Annotated in this window: 21 protein-coding genes; 19 read left to right on the top strand and 2 right to left on the bottom strand. The window is 40.4% G+C overall.

All coding sequences use genetic code 11. The annotated features are described in order from the left end of the window. The 5 genes from AACX38_RS18870 to AACX38_RS18850 form a co-directional block, all read left to right on the top strand. A partial coding sequence (locus AACX38_RS18870) for a hypothetical protein (RefSeq protein WP_228865170.1) occupies positions 1 to 1,321 on the top strand: 1,321 nt, incomplete at its 5' end. 47 nt (positions 1,322 to 1,368) lie between these two features. Further along, a complete protein-coding gene (locus AACX38_RS18865; protein ID WP_228865169.1) occupies positions 1,369 to 2,637 on the top strand; it encodes a hypothetical protein in 1,269 nt (422 codons plus the stop codon). Positions 2,638 to 2,811: 174 nt separating this feature from the next. Then, positions 2,812 to 4,368 carry a hypothetical protein gene (locus AACX38_RS18860; RefSeq protein WP_228865168.1) on the top strand — a complete coding sequence of 519 codons (1,557 nt, stop codon included), beginning with the start codon at positions 2,812 to 2,814 and terminating at the stop codon, positions 4,366 to 4,368. A 273-nt stretch (positions 4,369 to 4,641) separates the two neighbouring features. Further along, complete coding sequence (locus AACX38_RS18855; protein ID WP_228865167.1) at positions 4,642 to 5,568, top strand: hypothetical protein; 927 nt, start codon at positions 4,642 to 4,644, stop codon at positions 5,566 to 5,568. Between the two features lie 948 nt (positions 5,569 to 6,516). Next, a complete protein-coding gene (locus AACX38_RS18850) occupies positions 6,517 to 7,407 on the top strand; it encodes a LysR family transcriptional regulator (RefSeq protein ID WP_228865166.1) in 891 nt (296 codons plus the stop codon). Between the two features lie 286 nt (positions 7,408 to 7,693). Here AACX38_RS18850 and AACX38_RS18845 read toward each other — a convergent pair whose 3' ends face one another. Continuing rightward, positions 7,694 to 9,643, bottom strand: coding sequence for an ABC transporter ATP-binding protein (locus AACX38_RS18845; protein WP_228865165.1), 1,950 nt, complete (start codon positions 9,641 to 9,643; stop codon positions 7,694 to 7,696). 125 nt (positions 9,644 to 9,768) lie between these two features. On the opposite strand from AACX38_RS18845, the gene kefG reads away from it, so the two are divergent. From kefG to slyD, 4 genes are all read left to right on the top strand, one after another. Further along, positions 9,769 to 10,332, top strand: a complete 564-nt coding sequence (gene kefG, locus AACX38_RS18840) for a glutathione-regulated potassium-efflux system ancillary protein KefG (protein ID WP_099120251.1) — start codon at positions 9,769 to 9,771, stop codon at positions 10,330 to 10,332. A gap of 2 nt (positions 10,333 to 10,334) precedes the next feature. Next, positions 10,335 to 12,134, top strand: coding sequence for a glutathione-regulated potassium-efflux system protein KefB (gene kefB, locus AACX38_RS18835; RefSeq protein WP_099120250.1), 1,800 nt, complete (start codon positions 10,335 to 10,337; stop codon positions 12,132 to 12,134). 87 nt (positions 12,135 to 12,221) lie between these two features. Beyond that, complete coding sequence (locus AACX38_RS18830; protein ID WP_099120249.1) at positions 12,222 to 12,425, top strand: YheV family putative zinc ribbon protein; 204 nt, start codon at positions 12,222 to 12,224, stop codon at positions 12,423 to 12,425. Positions 12,426 to 12,568: 143 nt separating this feature from the next. Next, positions 12,569 to 13,105: a peptidylprolyl isomerase gene (gene slyD, locus AACX38_RS18825; RefSeq protein ID WP_228865164.1), complete on the top strand. Its 537-nt coding sequence runs from the start codon at positions 12,569 to 12,571 to the stop codon at positions 13,103 to 13,105. A gap of 116 nt (positions 13,106 to 13,221) precedes the next feature. Here slyD and AACX38_RS18820 read toward each other — a convergent pair whose 3' ends face one another. Then, a complete protein-coding gene (locus AACX38_RS18820) occupies positions 13,222 to 13,440 on the bottom strand; it encodes a SlyX family protein (protein ID WP_228865163.1) in 219 nt (72 codons plus the stop codon). 96 nt (positions 13,441 to 13,536) lie between these two features. Between AACX38_RS18820 and AACX38_RS18815 the strand changes: the two genes are divergently transcribed. The 10 genes from AACX38_RS18815 to AACX38_RS18770 form a co-directional block, all read left to right on the top strand. Then, entirely contained in the window at positions 13,537 to 13,731 is a 195-nt protein-coding gene (locus tag AACX38_RS18815; protein ID WP_228865162.1) for a hypothetical protein, read from the top strand. A 149-nt stretch (positions 13,732 to 13,880) separates the two neighbouring features. Further along, on the top strand, positions 13,881 to 14,645 hold the full coding sequence (gene fkpA, locus AACX38_RS18810; RefSeq protein ID WP_099120246.1) for an FKBP-type peptidyl-prolyl cis-trans isomerase: 765 nt from the start codon (positions 13,881 to 13,883) through the stop codon (positions 14,643 to 14,645). 368 nt (positions 14,646 to 15,013) lie between these two features. Next, positions 15,014 to 15,766 (top strand): helix-turn-helix transcriptional regulator, encoded by a 753-nt coding sequence (locus AACX38_RS18805; RefSeq protein WP_099120245.1) that lies wholly within the window; start codon positions 15,014 to 15,016, stop codon positions 15,764 to 15,766. After that, complete coding sequence (tusD, locus tag AACX38_RS18800; protein ID WP_228865161.1) at positions 15,766 to 16,161, top strand: sulfurtransferase complex subunit TusD; 396 nt, start codon at positions 15,766 to 15,768, stop codon at positions 16,159 to 16,161. Before AACX38_RS18805 ends, tusD begins: the two co-directional genes overlap by 1 nt. A 54-nt stretch (positions 16,162 to 16,215) precedes the next feature. Beyond that, complete coding sequence (gene tusC, locus AACX38_RS18795; RefSeq protein ID WP_099120243.1) at positions 16,216 to 16,575, top strand: sulfurtransferase complex subunit TusC; 360 nt, start codon at positions 16,216 to 16,218, stop codon at positions 16,573 to 16,575. Positions 16,576 to 16,594: 19 nt separating this feature from the next. Beyond that, on the top strand, positions 16,595 to 16,882 hold the full coding sequence (tusB, locus tag AACX38_RS18790; RefSeq protein WP_099120242.1) for a sulfurtransferase complex subunit TusB: 288 nt from the start codon (positions 16,595 to 16,597) through the stop codon (positions 16,880 to 16,882). Between the two features lie 240 nt (positions 16,883 to 17,122). Further along, positions 17,123 to 17,497, top strand: a complete 375-nt coding sequence (gene rpsL / locus AACX38_RS18785) for a 30S ribosomal protein S12 (protein WP_086954597.1) — start codon at positions 17,123 to 17,125, stop codon at positions 17,495 to 17,497. Positions 17,498 to 17,596: 99 nt separating this feature from the next. Next, positions 17,597 to 18,067 carry a 30S ribosomal protein S7 gene (gene rpsG, locus AACX38_RS18780; RefSeq protein WP_099109204.1) on the top strand — a complete coding sequence of 157 codons (471 nt, stop codon included), beginning with the start codon at positions 17,597 to 17,599 and terminating at the stop codon, positions 18,065 to 18,067. Positions 18,068 to 18,161: 94 nt separating this feature from the next. Further along, a complete protein-coding gene (gene fusA / locus AACX38_RS18775; RefSeq protein ID WP_099120241.1) occupies positions 18,162 to 20,270 on the top strand; it encodes an elongation factor G in 2,109 nt (702 codons plus the stop codon). A 71-nt stretch (positions 20,271 to 20,341) separates the two neighbouring features. Next, positions 20,342 to 20,563, top strand: a 222-nt coding sequence (locus AACX38_RS18770; protein WP_228865160.1) for a GTP-binding protein, incomplete at its 3' end; no start/stop codon positions are given.

The raw sequence follows: 20,563 nt of genomic DNA, 5'->3' as shown, positions 1-20,563 counted from the left end.
CTATTATAATGCGAGGTTGGTAGAACTATATACAATACAGTTGGAACCAGATAAATATATATGCATTATTCCTGAAATAAATGAAGGGGTATTTAATAATGAAAGAAATTATATCAAATATTATACATCAAAAGTGGTTTCTCGTGATGGGAAAATAATGAGAAATACTCCTATTTACATTGTTTCTAAAGAACCAAATGCTATTTTAGATCAGGTTGAAATTACCACTAATCCATTGGGTGAAACGGATATTCCAGAAACTATTACTCCCTATGTTATAGATCAGCAGACATTTCTTACTGTTTATACAGATAAACAGGGGAAAATTACTTTTCGTGTTTATCCTAAAGAAAATAAACCCGTTACACTTGAACTTTTAAGTCATTTATTTGGTGTTTCTGCCTATTACAGTGCGCCCAGTGTGTATTTTCTTACTCCTCCCCCAGATGAAGATGGTTTATTTTTGATGCCACCAATAATACCAGATGCCAATGGGGGTATTTTAATTGGAGGGTATGATAAACAAAAATTCGATGTTCAAATAGATACTAGATATAAATATTCGAGTACAGATGTGATTTTGTTTTTTAATAAAGATAAAAATGGAATTCCTGATACTGATGGATTGATTTACCCTATCCAGACTATTGGGAAAAGTAACAACTATAATTTTAAATTACCATATGATGTATTTCCAGAAAATGAACAGTCTGAATTATATTATATAATTGTTTCAGAAGTTGGTAATAGCAAATACTCTGGAACGATAATGGTCAGATACGTTGGTGGCTCTCCTATTATGCCACCGGATAATGTTACTCGAACTTATAATAAAGTTTCTGTTTATTCTAGCTATGCAGACTATCAGAATGATCCCTTACTTGCGAATGAGAATAGATATCTTCGATTAGAGAACGATTACATTGTTTTAGAAACAATTTCTAATTACGTTAACAACAATGGTGTTGATTTATATTTAAAAATCATTGCGACAAATGATAAATATGATCATACAAAGAAATATCCTCAGGCTGGCGAAGAAATTAATGTAAACGTTTATGTCAGGTCAAGGACTAAAAAATTTATTCATACATGTACTCATAATTTGTCAGATATTCCTGATGAAGATGGAGAACATTTATGTACTTCTATAATTAAGATACATCACCCTGAATTGACAGGTGTTGCTTCTTATTCTGATGGAAAGGATGCATGGGTTTATTTTGAGTACTATACGATTGATAAATATACGAATGAAAAAAATTATAGCTTCTACTGGAAAAGTATGATTGATACCTTCCTTTCTAAGGATGATAATTAATAAAATATACTAATCAAACTAAGTTTTAAAAAATAAGAGGTAATGACATGGAAATGCAATTAGATACTACTGAATTTATTTCAGTTAAATGGATAATTGATAAATGGGTTTGTGAAACACCACAATATAATAATAATCCAGAAACGGGAGGTAAGTATTTCATACATTATTCTGTTTATTTAACTGGAAAGGATGGAGGCCCGGCAGAAAATAGTGTTATACAGATTTATTCATCTATCAGATCTCAAATATTAGATGATGTAATAATTACTACAGATCCTGATGATGACTCTTATCCTAGTGTTTTAAATCCTGTTGGAGATTTTATTGATATTGCTAGTGATGGAAACGGTAAGTTTAATTTTCGGGTTTACCCTATGGAGAATACGCCATTAATTCTTCAGATCGGCTTTAAGCTGCCATATACACAAGTTTATTATCCTGGTGAGAATGTGTATATTATTACACCAAAATCTCAAAATATAGATAATTTTCTTAGCCCTCCAACGATATCAAATATTGTTGATGGGAAATTAATGGCAACAGGATCTGAGCAAACATTTAATGCTGGGATTAATAGTTATGGTTTGCACTCAAGTACAGATATTATAATATTTTTTACTGATAAGTCAGGACATATTTCACCTGCTTATAATGTAGGTGAAGAGCCAGGTTTTTTTAGTTTGTATTATGATGATTTTCTCCCGTTGGATTCGGAATCAAATTTATATTACGTTATTATAAAAAGCTCAGGTGAAAGTCAATATTCATCAGTATTGCCAATAGTATATGGAGGCGGAGGCGATAATCGCCCATCACCTGATTTTTCAAGGTCTCTTGCTTCCCCTATTATTTATGATAGTTATGCTGTACCTCCATTTGGTTCAAATGATGATGTCAGTATTATCAACTCTGGTGATATAGTAAATATAAACTCTATTTATAATCATTCAAATAACGGAGGTACTGCTTTATTTGTTAAAATTGTTGGAACTAATGATGTCAGTAATAGTAGTAAACCTCAATTTGGAGATGAGGTGGTCTTGATCATTTATGTTAATTCATTCAGTAAAACCATACATGCCAAATTTCCGGCTGAAATGGTTAGTTTTACGCCTAATAATGATAATAAACGTGAATCTACTACGATTATTAAAATACCATATGAAATGCTTGTTGATATAGAGCCTTATCCTGAGAGTAAAGAACCACCTCTGATCTATTTTGAGTATTATGTAGATACTCAAGGAATTCGAGCATATAGTCAATATTGGGAAGCAAAAATTAGTACTGTTGCACCACAATCTAAATACTGATAAATATAACGATATTATGACCTTGCAAAAAAGTATAATTCCATTAACTCATGCATTCAGGAATATAATCTTATATTCCTGAATTCTCAGAATGAAACTTACATTATTATTGTCATTTTAAAAAATAATTTTTATGATCATGGTTTTTTTAAACTATTTAAATTAGGGGTATAAATGAGTAAAAAAATTCTAGTTTCTACAGAAAGCGGTTCTGATGTGGTTATTGGTCAAGAATTTTATCTGATTATTACATTGCAATCAGATGATGAGATATCTGATAAAGCTTATGTATCGATATCAATGCTTAATTATAATGCGACGCTACAGGGAGGCGTGGAAAAAATAGCCTCGTCAGATGATAAAATTAAAAAATTCAGAGTTAAATTAAGAGTAAGTAGCTCAATTTCAGTGGGGGATTTGATTGATTTTAACATCATCCCTTCTACTGAGGCCGTAGGTTTTTCTCAGAAGGAAGTGAAGTATACTGCTAGGGAGATATATCCTGACTCTTTATCTATTTATTTTAAAAAAGGATTTTTAAAATATAAGAATGCTTCTGATGATCCGGATTCAGGTAATTATTCAAAGGGAATTACAATTGTAAAAGACTATCATGATACTATATTATCCGGTGTGCCTATTGCTATCTTAGAAACAGTTCAATTTAGCTTTGATAAAGTTAATATATATGAGAAAGATAGAAAAACTAAAGTAGATATTCATCAGATTTCATCTACTCAAAGAGGATTTTATATTAATGCAGATAAGAATGGTTATGTAGAGTTTTACGTTTACCCTAAGGGACATAATTCATTATTCTTTCAGGTAGAGTCGGTGCTATTGAAAGCGACTAATGCAGTTCAATCAACGAATGGGATTTTTATTATCCAAATATATGATGCAGAGTCTGGTGGTAAATTTTCTAGCCCTATAATCGAAGGATATAACCCTGGAACATCTTTAGTGTCTAAGACACCAGATTTTACATTAGATATACCAAAATATAAGCATATCTTAGAGGGGGATAATATCCTACTTTTTGTTGATGGAATTTATGTTGATAAATATATTACTGTAGCATCTGATGGTGATATAGCAGGAATTTCTCAGAATATTCCTTATGATATCTTTCCAATAAGAAAAAAATCAGAGCTTTCTTATTGGGTAATAAGTGCTCTTTATAATAGTTCAACACCGTCAGAAAAATTGGATGTATATTATATTGGAGGAGCAAATAATCAACCACCTCCGGTAAAAGAGAGGAATTATGATCCATGCGTTGTTTATGATAGTGAAGGGAATTTAATATCATCTGATCACTTTATTAATTGTGAGACAATATGTCATTATTTACATAATGAAAATCATGCTGCACTATTTGTAGATATTAAAGGAACCAATCGCCTTAATGATAGCACAAAGCCGCTTTTAGGAAGTGCGGTGCAATTGAGAGTATTTATTACATCTGACGGAAGCCCACCTTTAGTGAGCACACTACCAGGAACAATACCATCAGATCCTGATGTACCTGGTGGGGATAGTGCAATAGCAAGAATCGGGGTTCCTCATAGTATAATTGCACATCGAGACGGATATGTTAGTGGTAAATTAGGAGCAATAGAGTTTGATTATTATGTCGATGAGAAAGGTGATCGGAACTATGGAAAAGTATGGCATGGAAGTATTAATACAGTACCGGATGGTGCTACTGATTGTACAGACTATGATTAAATAGTCTGTAATGTTAGATAACATATACTGTTCGTAAATAATAAAGTAAGAGTGTTATTATTAAACTGGGTGAAATACTTTTAAATACGATGCTATATGTATGTGGTTATTATTTTGTTTTTTCTGCTGATAATTAAATATATTCATGTGATAACTTTATTTCATTGGTTTTCTTTTGTTTTTTTATGTATTTTAATTAAAGTCTAATATGGTTATTGATAGGGGTTTAGATGTTTAATGTGATTTAATTAATAAAATAAGGAAAAGTGAATTATGGCTAATATTATTCTTCAAAAACCAATTCTACCCCAAGAACATAATGGAATTATAGATAAAGGTAAATTACAGCCTCCTACTATTGACATGGATGTACCTGTTTTTGCACATATTTCTATGTATGATACTCTTACTGCTCATTTTAGACCTGCTCATGGTGGTGGTACGATTGATGGTGGTAGTTTAGTAGTTTATCGTACCAATATGTCTGATTACGATATCTCGACTCAAGCAAGCCTAGTTCCTGTTGGTGAATATTATGCTTATTATACAGTAACCAGCGTAGCTCAACCTAGCGAACCTATTCCATCTCCTCCAGTATATGTGAAAATAATTGATAGTGTCAGTGATACCCCCATCGTTGTATATTCCAGTTTTGGTGTGAATCCTGATAATATACTAGAACAGTATCAGCCTGTTTGTGGTAACGAAACGGCTAATAATGTTATTAATTGTTATACTTTATCTAATTATAAAAATAATAAAGTAGTAGATGGTTCGGCTGGCGATATGAGTAGAGCCGCGTTATTTGTAGTGGTTAATAAGAATCGTTTAGCACCTTCAGATTCTAGTGTTACGTTAAGGATGGAGATAGATGCCTGTCTCGGTCGTGATGGCACCTATGGCCCAATATATATGTCTCCAGATAGTGATCATGTTACTTTTTCTATTCCTTATTATGACGTGACTGGTGCATTTAAACGGGGAGATTGTCGGATTAATGGTGGGCCTCAATTTGGATATGGTTCTATTCAGTTCACATTTTATGCTAAGCCACAGCCAAACTATCTTTCTGATCCTTGGCAGGGAAGAATTATCACTTGTGGCTCAGCGTATCAAGGATGTTCAGGCCCTGGTTGCCCTGACCATAGTTATGATTGTCCGGACTGCTCAACTAATTGTCCTGATTACCCTAATGGTTAGGATAAAAAAATATCTTTTTGTAATAAAATAGAAGAAATATAAAGTTACATTAATCTGAATAATAGGTAATTGCTTAAGTTAGCACCCATATTTATGGGTGCTAATAACAGATGGATTATTTTTTGAAATATTTTAAAGTGGTTATTACATTTGTGATTAATTAATGTTTTAAAATTTTCCATAATCATCTGTATTTGTTTTTTTTCAAATAAAGATGATATTCTATTTCATCAAATATATATCGTTGAAATCAAATGAAAGTTGCATAATTAATAATAGCCTTAAAATATATGTCAATAATTAGTCTAATTTTAAATTTTTGGTTTTTATATAGTTACCCTACCATCGTTTATAAATTATTTCCCTTTCCTTTATATGCTTTAATTTTCGTCTGAAAGTTATTTGTAATATCTTACTGATAAAATTATAGCAATTTCATTGCAAGTAAAAAATTAACCCCCATTTATTTTTTCATTATGCGAGTAAATCAGGATTATATTCTTTTATGTGTTTTTGTTATTAATCTATTCACTTGTGATTTGATTATATGGTATTTTATTAAAGTAATGTTTGATTTAATCAATTTTTGGTTTGATGTTCTTAAGTTATTTGATGTGAAGGTTATTGTTTTTGCAATTGTCAATAATTGTAATGATTGAAGTGAAAGTCGTGGTTTTATGTATAAATGATTTAATTATTTTGAGGAGGTGAAATTATCTTTTTGTAGTGTTGAATTCTTCACTTATATTACCAATGTTATTATAAATTACTGTGATTAAGAAGTCGTGGTAAATCTTTTGCTAATTGTATCCTTATTAACTAACATTTCATTAGTCAACGTTTTTACCAGTAGTTCCGATAAGACCTTTGGCAAAGCGCTAAGTTAAAATGCTATCACCATGAATCTGTAATGTTTTGTAGTTATTAACAACCATTGGGCGAAAGAACATGGATATACGCAATCTTGAAGCTTTCATCGTTTTGGCTGAGACTCTTAATTATCACAAGGCATCAGAGAGGCTTTACCTTTCTCAGCCTGCTTTGACGAAAAAAATACACGGTCTGGAAGATATTCTGGGGGCTGAATTATTCAGAAGAGGACCAAATGGAACAAAATTAACAGATTTTGGTCAGAAAACGCTGGAAAATGCCAGAAAATTTTTAACGCATTATGAACAGTTTAAAAGTCAGGTGCAGTTTGATTCAAAAAAGGAAGTGACCCGGCACTTATATGTCGGCTCGTGTTTTCCTATCCATAATTATTCTCAAATCGAGAGTCAGCTTGCAGAGAAAAAAGGTAATATTGTACTGGCTCTGATGACCGGTTTGTCAGTTGAGCAGCAGGTTAATTTACTGAATGCGGGTATGCTCCATGTGGCCGTTATGCCTCTGGCAGCGGCAAAATCGTTTGACGTAAAAAAAACATTTACTGAAAAATTAGTTTATATTTTTAAGAAAAAGAGCCCGCTGATATCTAAATTCAGAATAGGAAATAGTCAGTATGGCAGTAAGAATTCTCTGACGATGGTGAGCGAAAAAAAAGAAAATACTGATTTGAATGACTGTCTGAATGTTTTTCCTATTTATAGTAGTGATAATATGAATTTGTTATTAAAAACAAATGATATCATGTTGATGATGGAGATGATTACAAAAAATGGTACTTACACATGTGTGCCTAAGAGAATGATAAGTGCAATTCCGGATTATTATATGAATTCTCTGGAACTTTTTGAAACAGATAAGAAAATAGATTTAGGTGTCGTATGGAGTAAGACAATAGATGAGGAGCTGATTGGTGATGCTGAAAGCTTTTCAGCATGGGTGATCAATCTTTAAAATGACAGTCTAAATAGTCAGTGAATCATTTCTTTAATGTTAATGCTTTTTCAAAGCAGATTATAAATAATAAGATCGTGAGATTTTGATAATGACTATAAATATTTCTGTCAATCGATGTGTGAAAGATATTTCTCAATCATATGATTTTAAGTTTTTATAATCAGTAGGGCAATTTCTTGTATAGGTTACACAATAGTATGTTTTTAGGCTTGAAATATCATAACCGGGCATTAGGTTAAAATGCCCGATTATGATTGCGCGAGAATAAAGATTCAGAATAAGCTTATTGATTCGAGTTAAACGTTTCTGTCATTTTTTCAATTTGCTCCTGAATATCTAACCACTCCACTTCAATATCTTCCAGTTTGGATTTAGTGTTATTCTGTTGATACAGGCACTCGGTTAATTCCGTTTTGCGATCATTTTCATAGATTGTGTTATCTGACAGCTTTTCTTCTATCTTTTCCAGCTCTGTACTTAATTTTTCCATCTGCTTTTCAAGAAGGGTCAGCCGCTTACGCAATGGTTGTGTTTGACTGCGGAATTCTGCTTCACGTCTTTTTTGATCTTTACGCTCCTGCGCACTGTAATTCTGGGCGTTATTGGTAGATGAATCAGTGCCGGCCGCGGTTTTTTCTTCCTGACTCTCTCGCAATTGCTGACGCTGTAATTCTGTCAGCCATTGCTGATAGTCCTCCAAATCACCGGCGAAAGACTCTACTTTGCCATCATGTACCAAATAAAGTTCATCAGTGGTAGAACGCAGCAGGTGTCTATCATGGGATACCACGACAAGAGCGCCGTCGAAATCGATCAGAGCTTCAGTCAGTGCCTGTCTCATGTCCAGATCAAGGTGGTTGGTGGGTTCATCCAGTAGCAGAAGGTTCGGGCGTTGCCAGACAATCAGGGCAAGTACCAGACGAGCCTTTTCCCCGCCGGAAAAACGGGCGCTCGGGTCAGTTACTTGGTCTCCTTTGAAACCAAAACCGCCAAGGTAATCCCTCAGCTGCTGTTCTGATTCCTGTGGTGCGAGTCTGGCTAAGTGCTGTAAAGGTGATTCGTCCGCACGCAGGAATTCCAGCTGGTGCTGTGCAAAATATCCCAGTTTGATACCTTTGGCTAAAGCGATCTCTCCTTTCTGTGGTTCAAGCTCACCTGCCAGTAATTTGATCAGGGTTGATTTACCCGCACCGTTACGGCCTAGCAGACCAATGCGTGAACCGGGAACCAGATTTAATTTGATCGAGTCCAGCACAGTCTTGTCACCGTATCCGGCACTGATTTTTTCCATGTTCAATAGCGGGTTTGGCAGACTGTCCGGCTTTCGGAAGCTGAAACGGAAGGGGTTATCAACATGGGCTGGTGCAATCAGTTCCATGCGTTCCAGCATTTTGATCCGGCTTTGTGCCTGTTTGGCTTTGGTGGCCTGAGCACGGAAACGGTCAATATAGCTTTGCAAATGCGCCACTTTTTCTTGCTGGCTTTGGTACAGAGCCTGTTGTTGGGCAAGTTTGGCAACGCGTTGCCGCTCAAAGGAAGAGTAATTACCCGTATATTCGAATAAATTTTGTTGCTCGATATGCAGGATTTTATCGATGATCGGGTCGAGGAAATCCCTGTCATGGGAGATCAGAATCAAAGTGCCTGTGTAGCTTTTCAGCCACTTCTCAAGCCAGATTACTGCGTCCAGATCAAGGTGGTTAGTTGGCTCATCCAGCAGCAGCAGGTCAGAGCGGCAAATCAGTGCCTGAGCCAGATTGAGGCGCATACGCCAGCCACCGGAAAATGAACGGACAGGTTGTTCCAGCTGTGCCTGAGAAAATCCCAGCCCATGCAACAAGCTGGAAGCGCGGGAGCGGATTGTCCACGCCTGAATAGTGTCCAGTTGGCCGTGAAGGTGGGCGATAGCGTGGCCGTCATTCTGTTCATTGGCTATTTTCAGCTTTTGCTCCAATTGGCGGAATTCGCGATCACCGTCGATCACATATTCAAGCGCTGAAATTTCCAGAGCGGGAGTTTCCTGATTTACCCATGCCAAAGCCCAATTACCGGGAAATGTCACAGAGCCATTTTCAGCCTGAAGTTCACTTTTCAGTAATGAAAGCAGGGTTGATTTACCACAGCCATTTTTACCCACCAGCCCAACTTTCTGGCCGGGATTGATGGTTGCGCTGGCATTGTCCAGCAGAACACGGACGCCTCGGCGGATTTGCAGAGAAGAAAAAACAATCATGATATTGTCTGTATAGAGTATGTTAAGTTAATAATTACATTGTATCTGTTCGTTTCGTTGTTTCGATAGTCTGGCGTGCATGGTAGCGGAAAATAGGTGACCTGACACGTCCTGAGGGGGGATTGATGATATTGTCATCTCATGTTTTGCCGCCCAGGGTATTACTGTTGTATATCCATCCGGAACCGCAGGGTTCAGTGGTCAATAAGGTATTGCTCCAGACGGTTCGGGAGCTGGAAAACGTTACTGTTCACGATCTGTATGGCTGTTATCCTGACTTTTTTATTGATGTTCCGGCAGAGCAGAAGCTCTTAAGTGAACATCAGATCATTGTGTTTCAGCATCCTCTTTATACTTATAGCTGCCCTGCTTTATTGAAAGAGTGGATGGATCGCGTGTTAAGCCGTGATTTTATTGGCGGCACCGAGCCGATGCTGAGAAATAAATACTGGCGCTCTGTCATCACTACGGGAGAGCCTGAAGGTGCTTTTTGCAGCAGTGGGCACAACCGTTATTCGATGGAGGAAATTCTCCGGCCTTTCGAATTGGTGGCTTCGATGTGCCATATGCACTGGCTGTCCCCGATGATCCTTTACTGGGCCAGACGTCAGCCACCTGAGGTGCTTGTCAGTCATGCTAATGCATATTGGGAATGGCTTAAAGCGCCACTGTCTTTGGGAGGGCTTTAATCATGGAGACTTCAGCGCTGTTAAGCGCCGGAATATTGTTTCTGTTTGCTGCTGTTGTCGCTGTTCCTCTGGCTCAGAAGTTCAGAATCGGAGCCGTTCTGGGGTATCTTCTTGCCGGTATCGCACTTGGCCCTTGGGGAGCCGGGCTTATCAAGGATGTTGGTGAGATCCTCCATTTCTCTGAACTTGGTGTCGTTTTTCTGATGTTCATCATTGGTCTTGAACTGAATCCAGCAAAACTCTGGCAACTCAGGCGCTCTATCTTTGGTGCCGGTACGGTTCAGGTTGTGCTGACTGCGCTAGTTCTGGCTTCGTTTCTTTGTCTGACAAATTTCTCATGGCAGGCTGCTGTTATCGGTGGTGTGGGGCTTGCTATGTCGTCAACCGCGATGGCGCTGCAATTAATGCGGGAAAAAGGCATGGCAAATAACGAAGGTGGGCAACTCGGTTTTTCTATTTTGCTGTTTCAGGATATTGCGTTAATTCCGGCTTTAGCTTTGATCCCGATACTGGCGGGTGGTACGGCTTCCGGTGACTGGTATCGTATCGGCCTTAAAATTATTGCCTTTGCCGGTATGTTGTTGGGTGGTCGCTATTTATTACGTCCTTTATTTCGTTTGGTGGTGAAATCTGGAGTCAGAGAGGTATTTACCGCCGCTGCGTTGCTGGTTGTTCTTGGTGCTGCGGTTTTTATGGAAACACTGGGTTTTTCGATGGCTTTGGGGACGTTTATTGCGGGGGTGTTGCTTGCTGATAGTGAGTATCGCCATGAGCTGGAAATTTCCATTGAACCCTTCAAAGGATTGTTGCTGGGGCTGTTCTTTATTTCTGTTGGTATGTCATTGAATATTGGTGTGCTGTTGAGCCATTTGCCAGATGTATTGCTTGCTGTTTTGGCTCTGGTGCTGACAAAAAGTACCATATTGTATGTTATTGGCAGAATTTCTGGATTAGGAAATTCATTGGGTATGCAGCTTTCCGGGGTGTTGAGTCAGGGGGGAGAATTCGCCTTTGTTTTATTTTCAGCTGCTCTCGGAGAGAAGGTGTTAGATAAGAACCAGATGTCATTTTTGTTGGTAGTGGTGACATTATCGATGATGACAACACCGCTGGTGATGACATTAGTCGAGCGGATATTAACCGGTCGTTACAATAGACAACCAGAAAGCAATGAAACACCTTTTGTGGAAGATAACGCTCCACAGGTTATTGTGGTGGGTTTTGGTCGTTTCGGGCAGGTTGTCGGGCGGCTTTTAATGGCAAATAAAATCCGTATCACTGTGCTGGAACGCGATGTCAGTGCGATCAGCACGCTGCGCCGTTATGGTTATAAGGTGTATTATGGTGATGCCAGTGAGCTGGAACTGCTGCGTTCTGCGGGAGCTGACAAAGCTAAAGCGATTGTCATTACCTGCAATGAACCGGAAGATACCATGACCATTGTCCGATTATGCCAGCAACATTTTTCTCATCTGCATATCATTGCACGTGCAAGAGGGCGCTTTGAAGCCCATGAGCTGTTGCAAAGTGGTGTACAGGATTTTAGCCGGGAAACATTTTCAAGTGCGCTGGAAGTCGGAAGAAAAACCATGATAGGGCTGGGTATTCATCCTCATCGTGCCTATCGTGCCCAGCAACATTTCAGGCGTCTGGATATGCGCATGTTGCGTGAGCTTATGCCTCATCTACAGGGCGATGTGGCACATATATCCCGTGTAAAAGAAGCCCGTCGGGAATTGGAAGAGTTATTTGAACGGGAAATGCTTAATGAACGTCGTCAGCCGGAAGGCTGGGATGAGTGATGATATGAAATAACTATACACTTTGTCGAAATCCATTGTGTATACCGACAATAATAACATCACAGTATATGAAGTAATGGGGGAAATATGTCTGTCAGTCGTAAGCGTTTTATTGCAGGAGCCGTTTGCCCGAAGTGTCAGTCACAGGATACTTTGGCCATGTGGCAGGAAAATAAAGTGGATGTTGTGGAATGTGTCAGTTGTGGGCATCTTCAGCGGCAAACCGATGAATCTGTAACGCCTCATGTCAGAGATCAGGAGCAGGTTATCGGTATTTTTACGCCGAAATAACTGAACTAAGTTACAACAGATAATGGATAAATTTTTTCATTACCAGATACAGTGAAGTAGAATTCCGGTACAATCAGCGGCATTTTTAGTCGTAACGTAAGAATTTTCCCTCACGTTTTTACCCGGGTATTGTAGGAGATGTCATGAAAGTAGCAAAAGATTTGGTGGTCAGCTTGGCTTATCAAGTAAGAACAGAAGATGGTGTTTTAGTTGATGAGTCCCCGGTGAGCGCACCGTTAGACTATCTGCATGGCCGTGGTTCCCTGATCAGCGGTTTAGAGAAATCACTGGAAGGTCGTGAGGCTGGTGAGCGCTTTGATGTAAGCGTTGAAGCTGACGATGCATATGGTCAGTATGATGAAAACCTGGTTCAGCGCGTACCAAAAGATGTTTTTGTTGGCGTTGAAGAATTAGAAGTGGGTATGCGTTTCCTGGCTGATACTGATATGGGGCCAGTACCTGTTGAAATTACCGCTTTAGAAGGCGATGACGTTGTTGTTGATGGCAACCACATGCTGGCTGGTCAGAACCTGAAATTCAACGTTGAAATTGTTGCGGTTCGTGAAGCAACAGAAGAAGAACTGGCTCACGGTCACGTGCATGGTCAGGGTGGTTGTGGTGATCACGATCACCAGCATGATCACGAAGAGCACAGCTGCTGCGGCGGTAGCTGCCACTAATTGGCAGGAAAAAAGGGAAGCTGACGGGCTTCTCTTTTTTATGGTTTGCCCCGGCCTTTGCTGGCAGGTATTGACTCTGATCAGTCATGCTGGGGCTGTCTCCACGAAGTAGGCTCTTAATAGTGCGGAGGGGGTGTTTCTTCTGACATTGGTGCGATAATTGATGACTGGTGGGTTTTCAGTCGTTCGGTCATTAATTTTAACTGCTCTTTCAGTCTATCTATTTCTACCTGCTGCTTTCTAACCTCTTGGTTTAATTCTTCAATGGTCATTTCCTGATAGGCTAGTTTAGTTTCCAATTGCTCAAATCTTTGTTCAAAGCTGGATAATTCCATTATTTCCCCCTCTCATCTTTGTTTGTTGTTTGTTCATTTAATTTCATGGTGAAATGATTATTCTAATCGGGTTGATACTATAATACCGGTAGCCTGATGCCTATACCCTTCGCCTTTCAAGTTGCCTCTTTGTTGGCTGTGCTCACTCACCCCGGTCACAGTTTTTATAAACATACGGTTATCTATGCTCCCGGGGATGAGTTCTCTTGCCGCCGCGATGCAACTAATCCATTGGGTATAAACCTTTTGGCAAAGGTGAGGGCAGAGAAAAGTGAAGAAAAAACGGAATAAGTAAAAAGCTTTTGACATCAATATAGTGCTAATCTTTTTCAGGCCAATGTATAGCAAATATTGTTATTGGTTTTAGTAGGCAGTTATAGTACATGTGGTTGCATGATTTTTGCTGATGACAAATTCAGTCAAATTTATTGGAGAATATGATGAAATCATTCTTAAAAACAACTTTGTTAGCAACTACACTGGCAATGACATTCGGTGTACCTTATGTAATGGCTAATGAAGCAAAAGCCAGCGACGAAGTGAAATTGAATAAAGCTTTCAAGACCGCAGAACAGCAGAACTCTTATGCGTTGGGAGCTTCCATTGGTCGTTATATGGAAAAATCTTTAGAGGAACAGAAAGCTCTGGGTATCGATCTCGATAAATCTCAGGTTATGTCTGGCTTTGGAGACGCAATAAATAATAAAAGCAAACTGAATGATAGCGAAATTCAGCAGATCCTCAGTGAGTTTGATGCAAAAATCAGGGCTTCTTTACAAGTTAAAATGGAAAAAGAAGCGAGCGAAAATAGCGAGAAAGGAAATAAATTCCGGGAACAGTTCGCTAAGGAAGCTGGAGTAGTCAAAACTAAATCAGGTCTTTTGTATAAAGTTGAACGTGAAGGAACGGGCAAGACTCCTGTATCAACCGATACTGTCATCGTGAACTACAAAGGTTCTTTGATTGACGGGAAAGTGTTTGATAGCTCCTATGACCGGAAAGAACCTCTGTCTATCCCTCTGGATGGTGTTATTCCTGGCTGGACAGAAGGTCTTCAGCACCTGAAAAAAGGTGGAAAAATGAAGCTGGTTATTCCACCTGAGTTAGCTTATGGTAAAAATGGTGTTCAGGGAATTCCGGTTAACTCAACTCTGGTCTTTGAAATTGAATTGCTGGATATTAAACCTAGCGCGAAAACAAAATAATTTTCATCGTAATTAATACGTGATTTTATAACAGGGGCTATCATGCCCCTGTTTTGTTATGAGAATATTTACTTCGACTTGATAAGTTATAAAGATTAAATATAGAAAATGAGTTTGACCACTTATTATTTTCTACGGTATTAAATAGAATAACTTTCTCATATATCAGGTGTATTCGAACACTAAGCTGTGATAAGGCCGAATGGTCTGCCCAGCGAGAACTTGACGATAATTTAGTGTAGTTTTAACGTCATTATTCTGGATAGAATACAGCGTATTAAAAATGTTTTCTGCTAAGTGCGGTTATAATAAATCTCTCCCTGATGTTTTGGTGAGGCGGAGTCTAAGCTTGAAGGATGGTGTATTACATGTCTACCCCGTTATTTTCTGGTGAAAAAATATCTGGTGATAAAATATCCGGTGATAGCAGCGATATTGATTTACTGGAAAATCAACCGTTCAGTGAAACGGATCATGAAATCTTAAAGTCTTATGAAGCGGCAGTTGATGGCCTGGCTATGCTGATTGGTGGGCATTGTGAAATTGTTCTTCATTCACTGGAAGACCTTAAATGTTCAGCTGTCAGAATAGCTAACGGAGAGCATACCGGTCGTCAAATCGGTTCTCCTATTACCGATCTGGCATTACGGATGCTGCACGATATTACTGATGAAGACTCTTCTGTTTCCAGAGCCTACTTCACAAGGGCGAAAAGTGGCGCATTGATGAAATCGGTCACTATTGCTATTCGCAATCGTCAGCGTCGGGTTATCGGGCTCTTGTGTATCAACATGAATCTTGATGTGCCTTTTTCTGAAATTATTCAGACTTTTATCCCTGAAAAAACTCACGAGGTTTCTTCAAACGTTAATTTTGCTTCTTCCGTGGATGATCTTGTTGCTCAGACACTGGAATTCACTATCGAAGAAGTGAATGCGGATCGCAATGTTTCCAATAATGCCAAAAACAGGCAGGTTGTTCTGAACCTTTATGAGAAGGGCATTTTTGATATCAAAGATGCGATTAATCAGGTCGCTGACCGCCTGAATATCTCCAAGCATACGGTATACCTCTATATTCGCCAGTTTAAAAACGGTGAATGTGCACACCCGGAGAAGTAATGTTGCCACTGTCTTACTGCTTACTGGTAACCGGGCCGGCATACGGGACTCAGCAAGCCAGTAGTGCCTATCAGTTTGCTCAGGCACTTATTGCCTCTGGTCATAAATTGCATAGCGTGTTTTTTTATCGTGAAGGCGTCCAGAACGGTAATCAGCTGACTGCACCTGCCAATGATGAGGTTGATCTTGTCAGGGCGTGGCAGTCATTGGCTGTTCAGCATCAGTCTGAGCTGTTTATTTGTGTTGCAGCCGCGTTACGACGCGGTGTCGTGGATGAGCAGCAGGCAAGTGAACTGGATTTGAAGTCCGCAAATCTCGCCGGTGGTTTTGAACTCAGTGGTCTTGGTTCTTTGGCTGAGGCCATGATGCTGTGTGATCGCGTGGTACAATTTTAAGGGTACAATGGATTAATGGCACAGGGTTAGGGGCATAACAGGAAGACATTTATAATGAAAAAAATCGCCTTCATTTTTACTGAAGCCCCCCACGGCTCTTCTGCTGGTAGAGAAGGGCTGGATGCACTGCTTGCAACATCAGCACTGACGGAGCAGGTCGGCGTATTCTTTATTTCTGATGGAGTACTTCAGCTGCTGTCCAACCAGCAGCCGGATAAAATCCTGTCACGTGACTATATTTCAACATTTAAGATTTTACCTCTGTATGACATTGAGAAATGTTATATCTGCCTGGAAGATCTGACGGTTAGAGGATTTGCTCCAGAAGATGATTTTATTCTGGAAGCTGAGTTTCTCTCGGCTGCGGCAATCCGGCAAATGCTGGCGGGCTACGATGTTGTGTTGAAATTTTAATCTACTTTGGAGAGATGACATGTTATATACTGTTAGATGCTCACCTTATCAGAATGACTTCAATGCAATACTGGGCTTGATCACTGATGCAGATGATGTCCTGATGCTGCAAAATGGGGTATTACTGGGTGTTCATGGCAATCCCTATTTAGCTGAGCTGATTCACACGGGTGCGGGTATCTATGCCTTACAGGAGGATCTGGATGCCCGGGGGCTTACGGAGCGGGTTTCAGAGCATGTAAAGATGGTCAATTACAATGGCTTTGTCAGTTTAACGGTGAAACATCAGCAAAGTTTAAGTTGGTAAATATTCCGCATTTTTTCCGCAGATATTGCCTGTGATCATTCAGTTAATAAATCAGTGGACTGTGAACTTTTTAGTGCGCTGACAGAATACTGACAGATACCAACATATAGAAAGACTGTATATTTCTTGACACCTCGTCAAGTCAGCAATAAAATTCCGCGTCCTCTCGTTTTGTCATCATGGCTGACAGAGGGTAAAATCCGTGTTTACGAAGCAAAAAAACCAGGAGTTTTTTTAATAATGGCTACTATTAACCAGCTGGTTCGCAAATCTCGTAGCTCGAAAGTTGTGAAAAGCAACGTTCCTGCTCTGGAAGCTTGCCCGCAAAAACGTGGCGTATGTACTCGTGTATATACTACCACTCCAAAAAAACCAAACTCAGCACTGCGTAAAGTATGCCGTGTTCGTTTGACTAACGGTTTCGAAGTGACTTCTTACATCGGTGGTGAAGGCCACAACCTGCAAGAGCACTCCGTTATCCTGATCCGTGGCGGTCGTGTTAAAGACTTGCCAGGTGTGCGTTACCACACTGTTCGCGGTGCATTGGACTGTTCCGGTGTTAAAGACCGTAAACAAGCTCGTTCTAAGTACGGTGTGAAGAAGCCAAAGGCTTAATGGGTCTCCGTTAAGTAAGGCCAAACATTGTTCACTTTAAATGTCAAAATAAACTCGTAGAGTTTTGGACAACCCTGAAATTCGAAACGGAGTATTTCCATGCCACGTCGTCGTGTAATTGGTCAACGTAAAATTCTGCCAGATCCAAAGTTCGGATCAGAACTGCTGGCCAAATTTGTAAATATCCTGATGGTAGACGGTAAAAAGTCTGTCGCAGAAGCAATCGTATATGGTGCGCTTGAGACCCTGGCTCAGCGTTCCGGTAAAGAACATCTGGAAGCATTCGAGCTGGCACTGGATAACGTGCGCCCGACTGTGGAAGTTAAATCTCGCCGTGTAGGTGGTTCTACCTATCAGGTTCCAGTTGAAGTTCGTCCGGTTCGTCGTAATGCTCTGGCAATGCGTTGGATCGTTGATGCTGCTCGTAAACGCGGTGATAAGTCTATGGCTCTGCGCCTGGCGAATGAATTATCTGATGCGGCTGAAAACAAAGGCGCTGCTGTTAAGAAACGTGAAGACGTTCACCGTATGGCAGATGCTAACAAGGCGTTCGCACACTACCGTTGGTAATCCATTTTTTTGGAATCCATCGGCAGTGAATATGTTCTGGGTAGCTGCGGCTGCCCGTTCTCCAAATTGAAGAACGCCCACGAGAGAGGAAAAAATGGCTCGTCAAACACCTATAGCACGTTACCGTAATATCGGTATCAGTGCCCACATCGACGCCGGTAAAACCACAACAACTGAACGTATTCTGTTTTACACAGGCGTAAACCATAAGATCGGTGAAACTCACGAAGGTTCAGCAACGATGGACTGGATGGAGCAGGAGCAGGAGCGTGGTATTACCATTACCTCCGCAGCGACTACTGCATTCTGGTCCGGTATGGCTAAACAGTATGAGCCACACCGTATCAACATCATCGACACCCCAGGCCACGTTGACTTCACTATCGAAGTAGAACGTTCTATGCGTGTTCTTGATGGTGCAGTAATGGTTTACTGTGCAGTTGGTGGTGTTCAGCCTCAGTCTGAAACCGTATGGCGTCAGGCTAACAAATATAATGTTCCACGCATCGCGTTCGTTAACAAAATGGACCGTATGGGTGCGAACTTCCTGCGCGTTGTTGAGCAGATCAAAACTCGTCTGGCAGCTACCCCAGTTCCTCTGCAACTGGCGATTGGTGCAGAAGATACCTTCACTGGTATTGTTGACTTGCTGAAAATGAAAGCAATCAACTGGAACGAAGCTGATCAGGGTACTACCTTCACTTATGAAGATATCCCGGCTGACATGGTTGAACTGGCTCAGGAATGGCATCAGAACCTGATCGAATCCGCAGCAGAAGCATCAGACGAACTGATGGACAAATATCTGGGCGGTGAAGAGCTGACTGAAGACGAAGTTAAGGCAGCTCTGCGTAAGCGTGTTCTGGCTAACGAAATCATCCTGGTTACCTGTGGTTCTGCATTTAAGAACAAAGGTGTTCAGGCAATGTTGGATGCAGTTATCGAATATCTGCCAGCGCCAACTGACGTTGAGTCTATCAAAGGTATGTTGCCAGATGGCAAAGATACCCCAGCAGAACGTCATTCAAGCGATGACGAGCCATTCTCTGCACTGGCGTTCAAAATCGCAACTGACCCATTCGTGGGTAACCTGACGTTCTTCCGTGTTTACTCCGGTGTTGTTAACTCTGGTGACACTGTACTGAACCCGGTTAAAGATAAGAAAGAACGTTTTGGTCGTATCGTTCAGATGCACGCCAACAAACGTGAAGAAATCAAAGAAGTCCGTGCAGGCGACATCGCTGCTGCTATCGGTCTGAAAGATGTAACTACTGGTGACACTCTGTGTGACATGGCCTCTCCAATCATTCTGGAGCGCATGGAATTCCCAGAGCCAGTTATCTCTGTTGCTATCGAGCCAAAAACTAAAGCTGACCAAGAAAAAATGGGTATCGCTTTAGGCCGTCTGGCACAAGAAGACCCATCATTCCGCGTGAGCAGTGATGAAGAGTCTGGTCAGACTATCATCGCAGGTATGGGTGAACTTCACCTCGACGTACTGGTTGACCGTATGCGTCGTGAATTCAACGTTGAAGCGAACGTAGGTAAACCTCAGGTTGCTTACCGTGAAACTATCCGTGCTTCTGTTGAGCAGGAAGGTAAACACGCTAAACAATCCGGTGGTCGTGGTCAGTTCGGTCACGTTTGGCTACGTATCGAGCCTCTGGAAGCAGGTGGCGACGGTTACCAATTCGTGAACGAAATCGTTGGTGGTGTTGTTCCTAAAGAATACATCCCAGGCGTTGACAAAGGTGTTCAGGAACAGCTGAAGAGTGGTGTTCTTGCAGGTTACCCAATCGTTGACGTTAAAGTTGCTCTGTTCGACGGTTCTTACCATGACGTTGACTCCTCAGAAATCGCCTTTAAAATTGCCGCATCCATGGCATTTAAAGAAGGCTTCATGAAAGCGAAGCCAGTTCTGCTGGAACCAATCATGAAAGTCGAAGTGGAAACACCAGAAGACTACATGGGTGACGTCATCGGTGACTTGAACCGTCGCCGTGGTATGATCGATGGTATGGATGATGTAGCTACGGGCAAAATTGTTCGTGCTCAAGTACCATTATCTGAAATGTTTGGTTATGCTACTGACCTGCGTTCTCAGACCCAAGGTCGTGCTTCTTACTCCATGGAGTTCTTGAAGTACAACGAAGCGCCTAGCAACGTCGCTCAGGCTATTATCGAAGCTCGTAAAGCTAGATAAGTTTTCGAGTTTACTATCTTTTTGGCTCCCTCATCATTTGTGACGGGGGAGCGGTATTAAGGAATAGAGTCGTGTCTAAAGAAAAGTTTGAACGTTCCAAACCGCACGTTAACGTTGGTACTATCGGCCACGTTGACCACGGTAAAACTACCCTGACTGCTGCAATCACCACCGTTCTGGCAAAAACCTACGGCGGTAACGCACGTGCATTCGATCAGATCGATAACGCACCAGAAGAAAAAGCACGTGGTATCACCATCTCTACTTCTCACGTAGAGTACGATACCCCAACT

Source organism: Xenorhabdus sp. PB30.3 (genome assembly GCF_963895965.1).
Lineage (GTDB): Bacteria > Pseudomonadota > Gammaproteobacteria > Enterobacterales > Enterobacteriaceae > Xenorhabdus > Xenorhabdus stockiae.
Note: the sequence above shows the minus strand (reverse complement) of the source record. Positions and strands in the feature narration are given on the sequence as shown.

Coding starts and splice junctions, on each gene's coding strand:
- AACX38_RS18865 (WP_228865169.1), top strand. CDS start 1,369: ATGGAAATGCAATTAGATACTACTGAATTTATTTCAGTTAAATGGATA.
- AACX38_RS18860 (WP_228865168.1), top strand. CDS start 2,812: ATGAGTAAAAAAATTCTAGTTTCTACAGAAAGCGGTTCTGATGTGGTT.
- AACX38_RS18855 (WP_228865167.1), top strand. CDS start 4,642: ATGGCTAATATTATTCTTCAAAAACCAATTCTACCCCAAGAACATAAT.
- AACX38_RS18850 (WP_228865166.1), top strand. CDS start 6,517: ATGGATATACGCAATCTTGAAGCTTTCATCGTTTTGGCTGAGACTCTT.
- AACX38_RS18845 (WP_228865165.1), bottom strand. CDS start 9,643: ATGATTGTTTTTTCTTCTCTGCAAATCCGCCGAGGCGTCCGTGTTCTG.
- kefG (WP_099120251.1), top strand. CDS start 9,769: ATGATATTGTCATCTCATGTTTTGCCGCCCAGGGTATTACTGTTGTAT.
- kefB (WP_099120250.1), top strand. CDS start 10,335: ATGGAGACTTCAGCGCTGTTAAGCGCCGGAATATTGTTTCTGTTTGCT.
- AACX38_RS18830 (WP_099120249.1), top strand. CDS start 12,222: ATGTCTGTCAGTCGTAAGCGTTTTATTGCAGGAGCCGTTTGCCCGAAG.
- slyD (WP_228865164.1), top strand. CDS start 12,569: ATGAAAGTAGCAAAAGATTTGGTGGTCAGCTTGGCTTATCAAGTAAGA.
- AACX38_RS18820 (WP_228865163.1), bottom strand. CDS start 13,440: ATGGAATTATCCAGCTTTGAACAAAGATTTGAGCAATTGGAAACTAAA.
- AACX38_RS18815 (WP_228865162.1), top strand. CDS start 13,537: ATGCCTATACCCTTCGCCTTTCAAGTTGCCTCTTTGTTGGCTGTGCTC.
- fkpA (WP_099120246.1), top strand. CDS start 13,881: ATGAAATCATTCTTAAAAACAACTTTGTTAGCAACTACACTGGCAATG.
- AACX38_RS18805 (WP_099120245.1), top strand. CDS start 15,014: ATGTCTACCCCGTTATTTTCTGGTGAAAAAATATCTGGTGATAAAATA.
- tusD (WP_228865161.1), top strand. CDS start 15,766: ATGTTGCCACTGTCTTACTGCTTACTGGTAACCGGGCCGGCATACGGG.
- tusC (WP_099120243.1), top strand. CDS start 16,216: ATGAAAAAAATCGCCTTCATTTTTACTGAAGCCCCCCACGGCTCTTCT.
- tusB (WP_099120242.1), top strand. CDS start 16,595: ATGTTATATACTGTTAGATGCTCACCTTATCAGAATGACTTCAATGCA.
- rpsL (WP_086954597.1), top strand. CDS start 17,123: ATGGCTACTATTAACCAGCTGGTTCGCAAATCTCGTAGCTCGAAAGTT.
- rpsG (WP_099109204.1), top strand. CDS start 17,597: ATGCCACGTCGTCGTGTAATTGGTCAACGTAAAATTCTGCCAGATCCA.
- fusA (WP_099120241.1), top strand. CDS start 18,162: ATGGCTCGTCAAACACCTATAGCACGTTACCGTAATATCGGTATCAGT.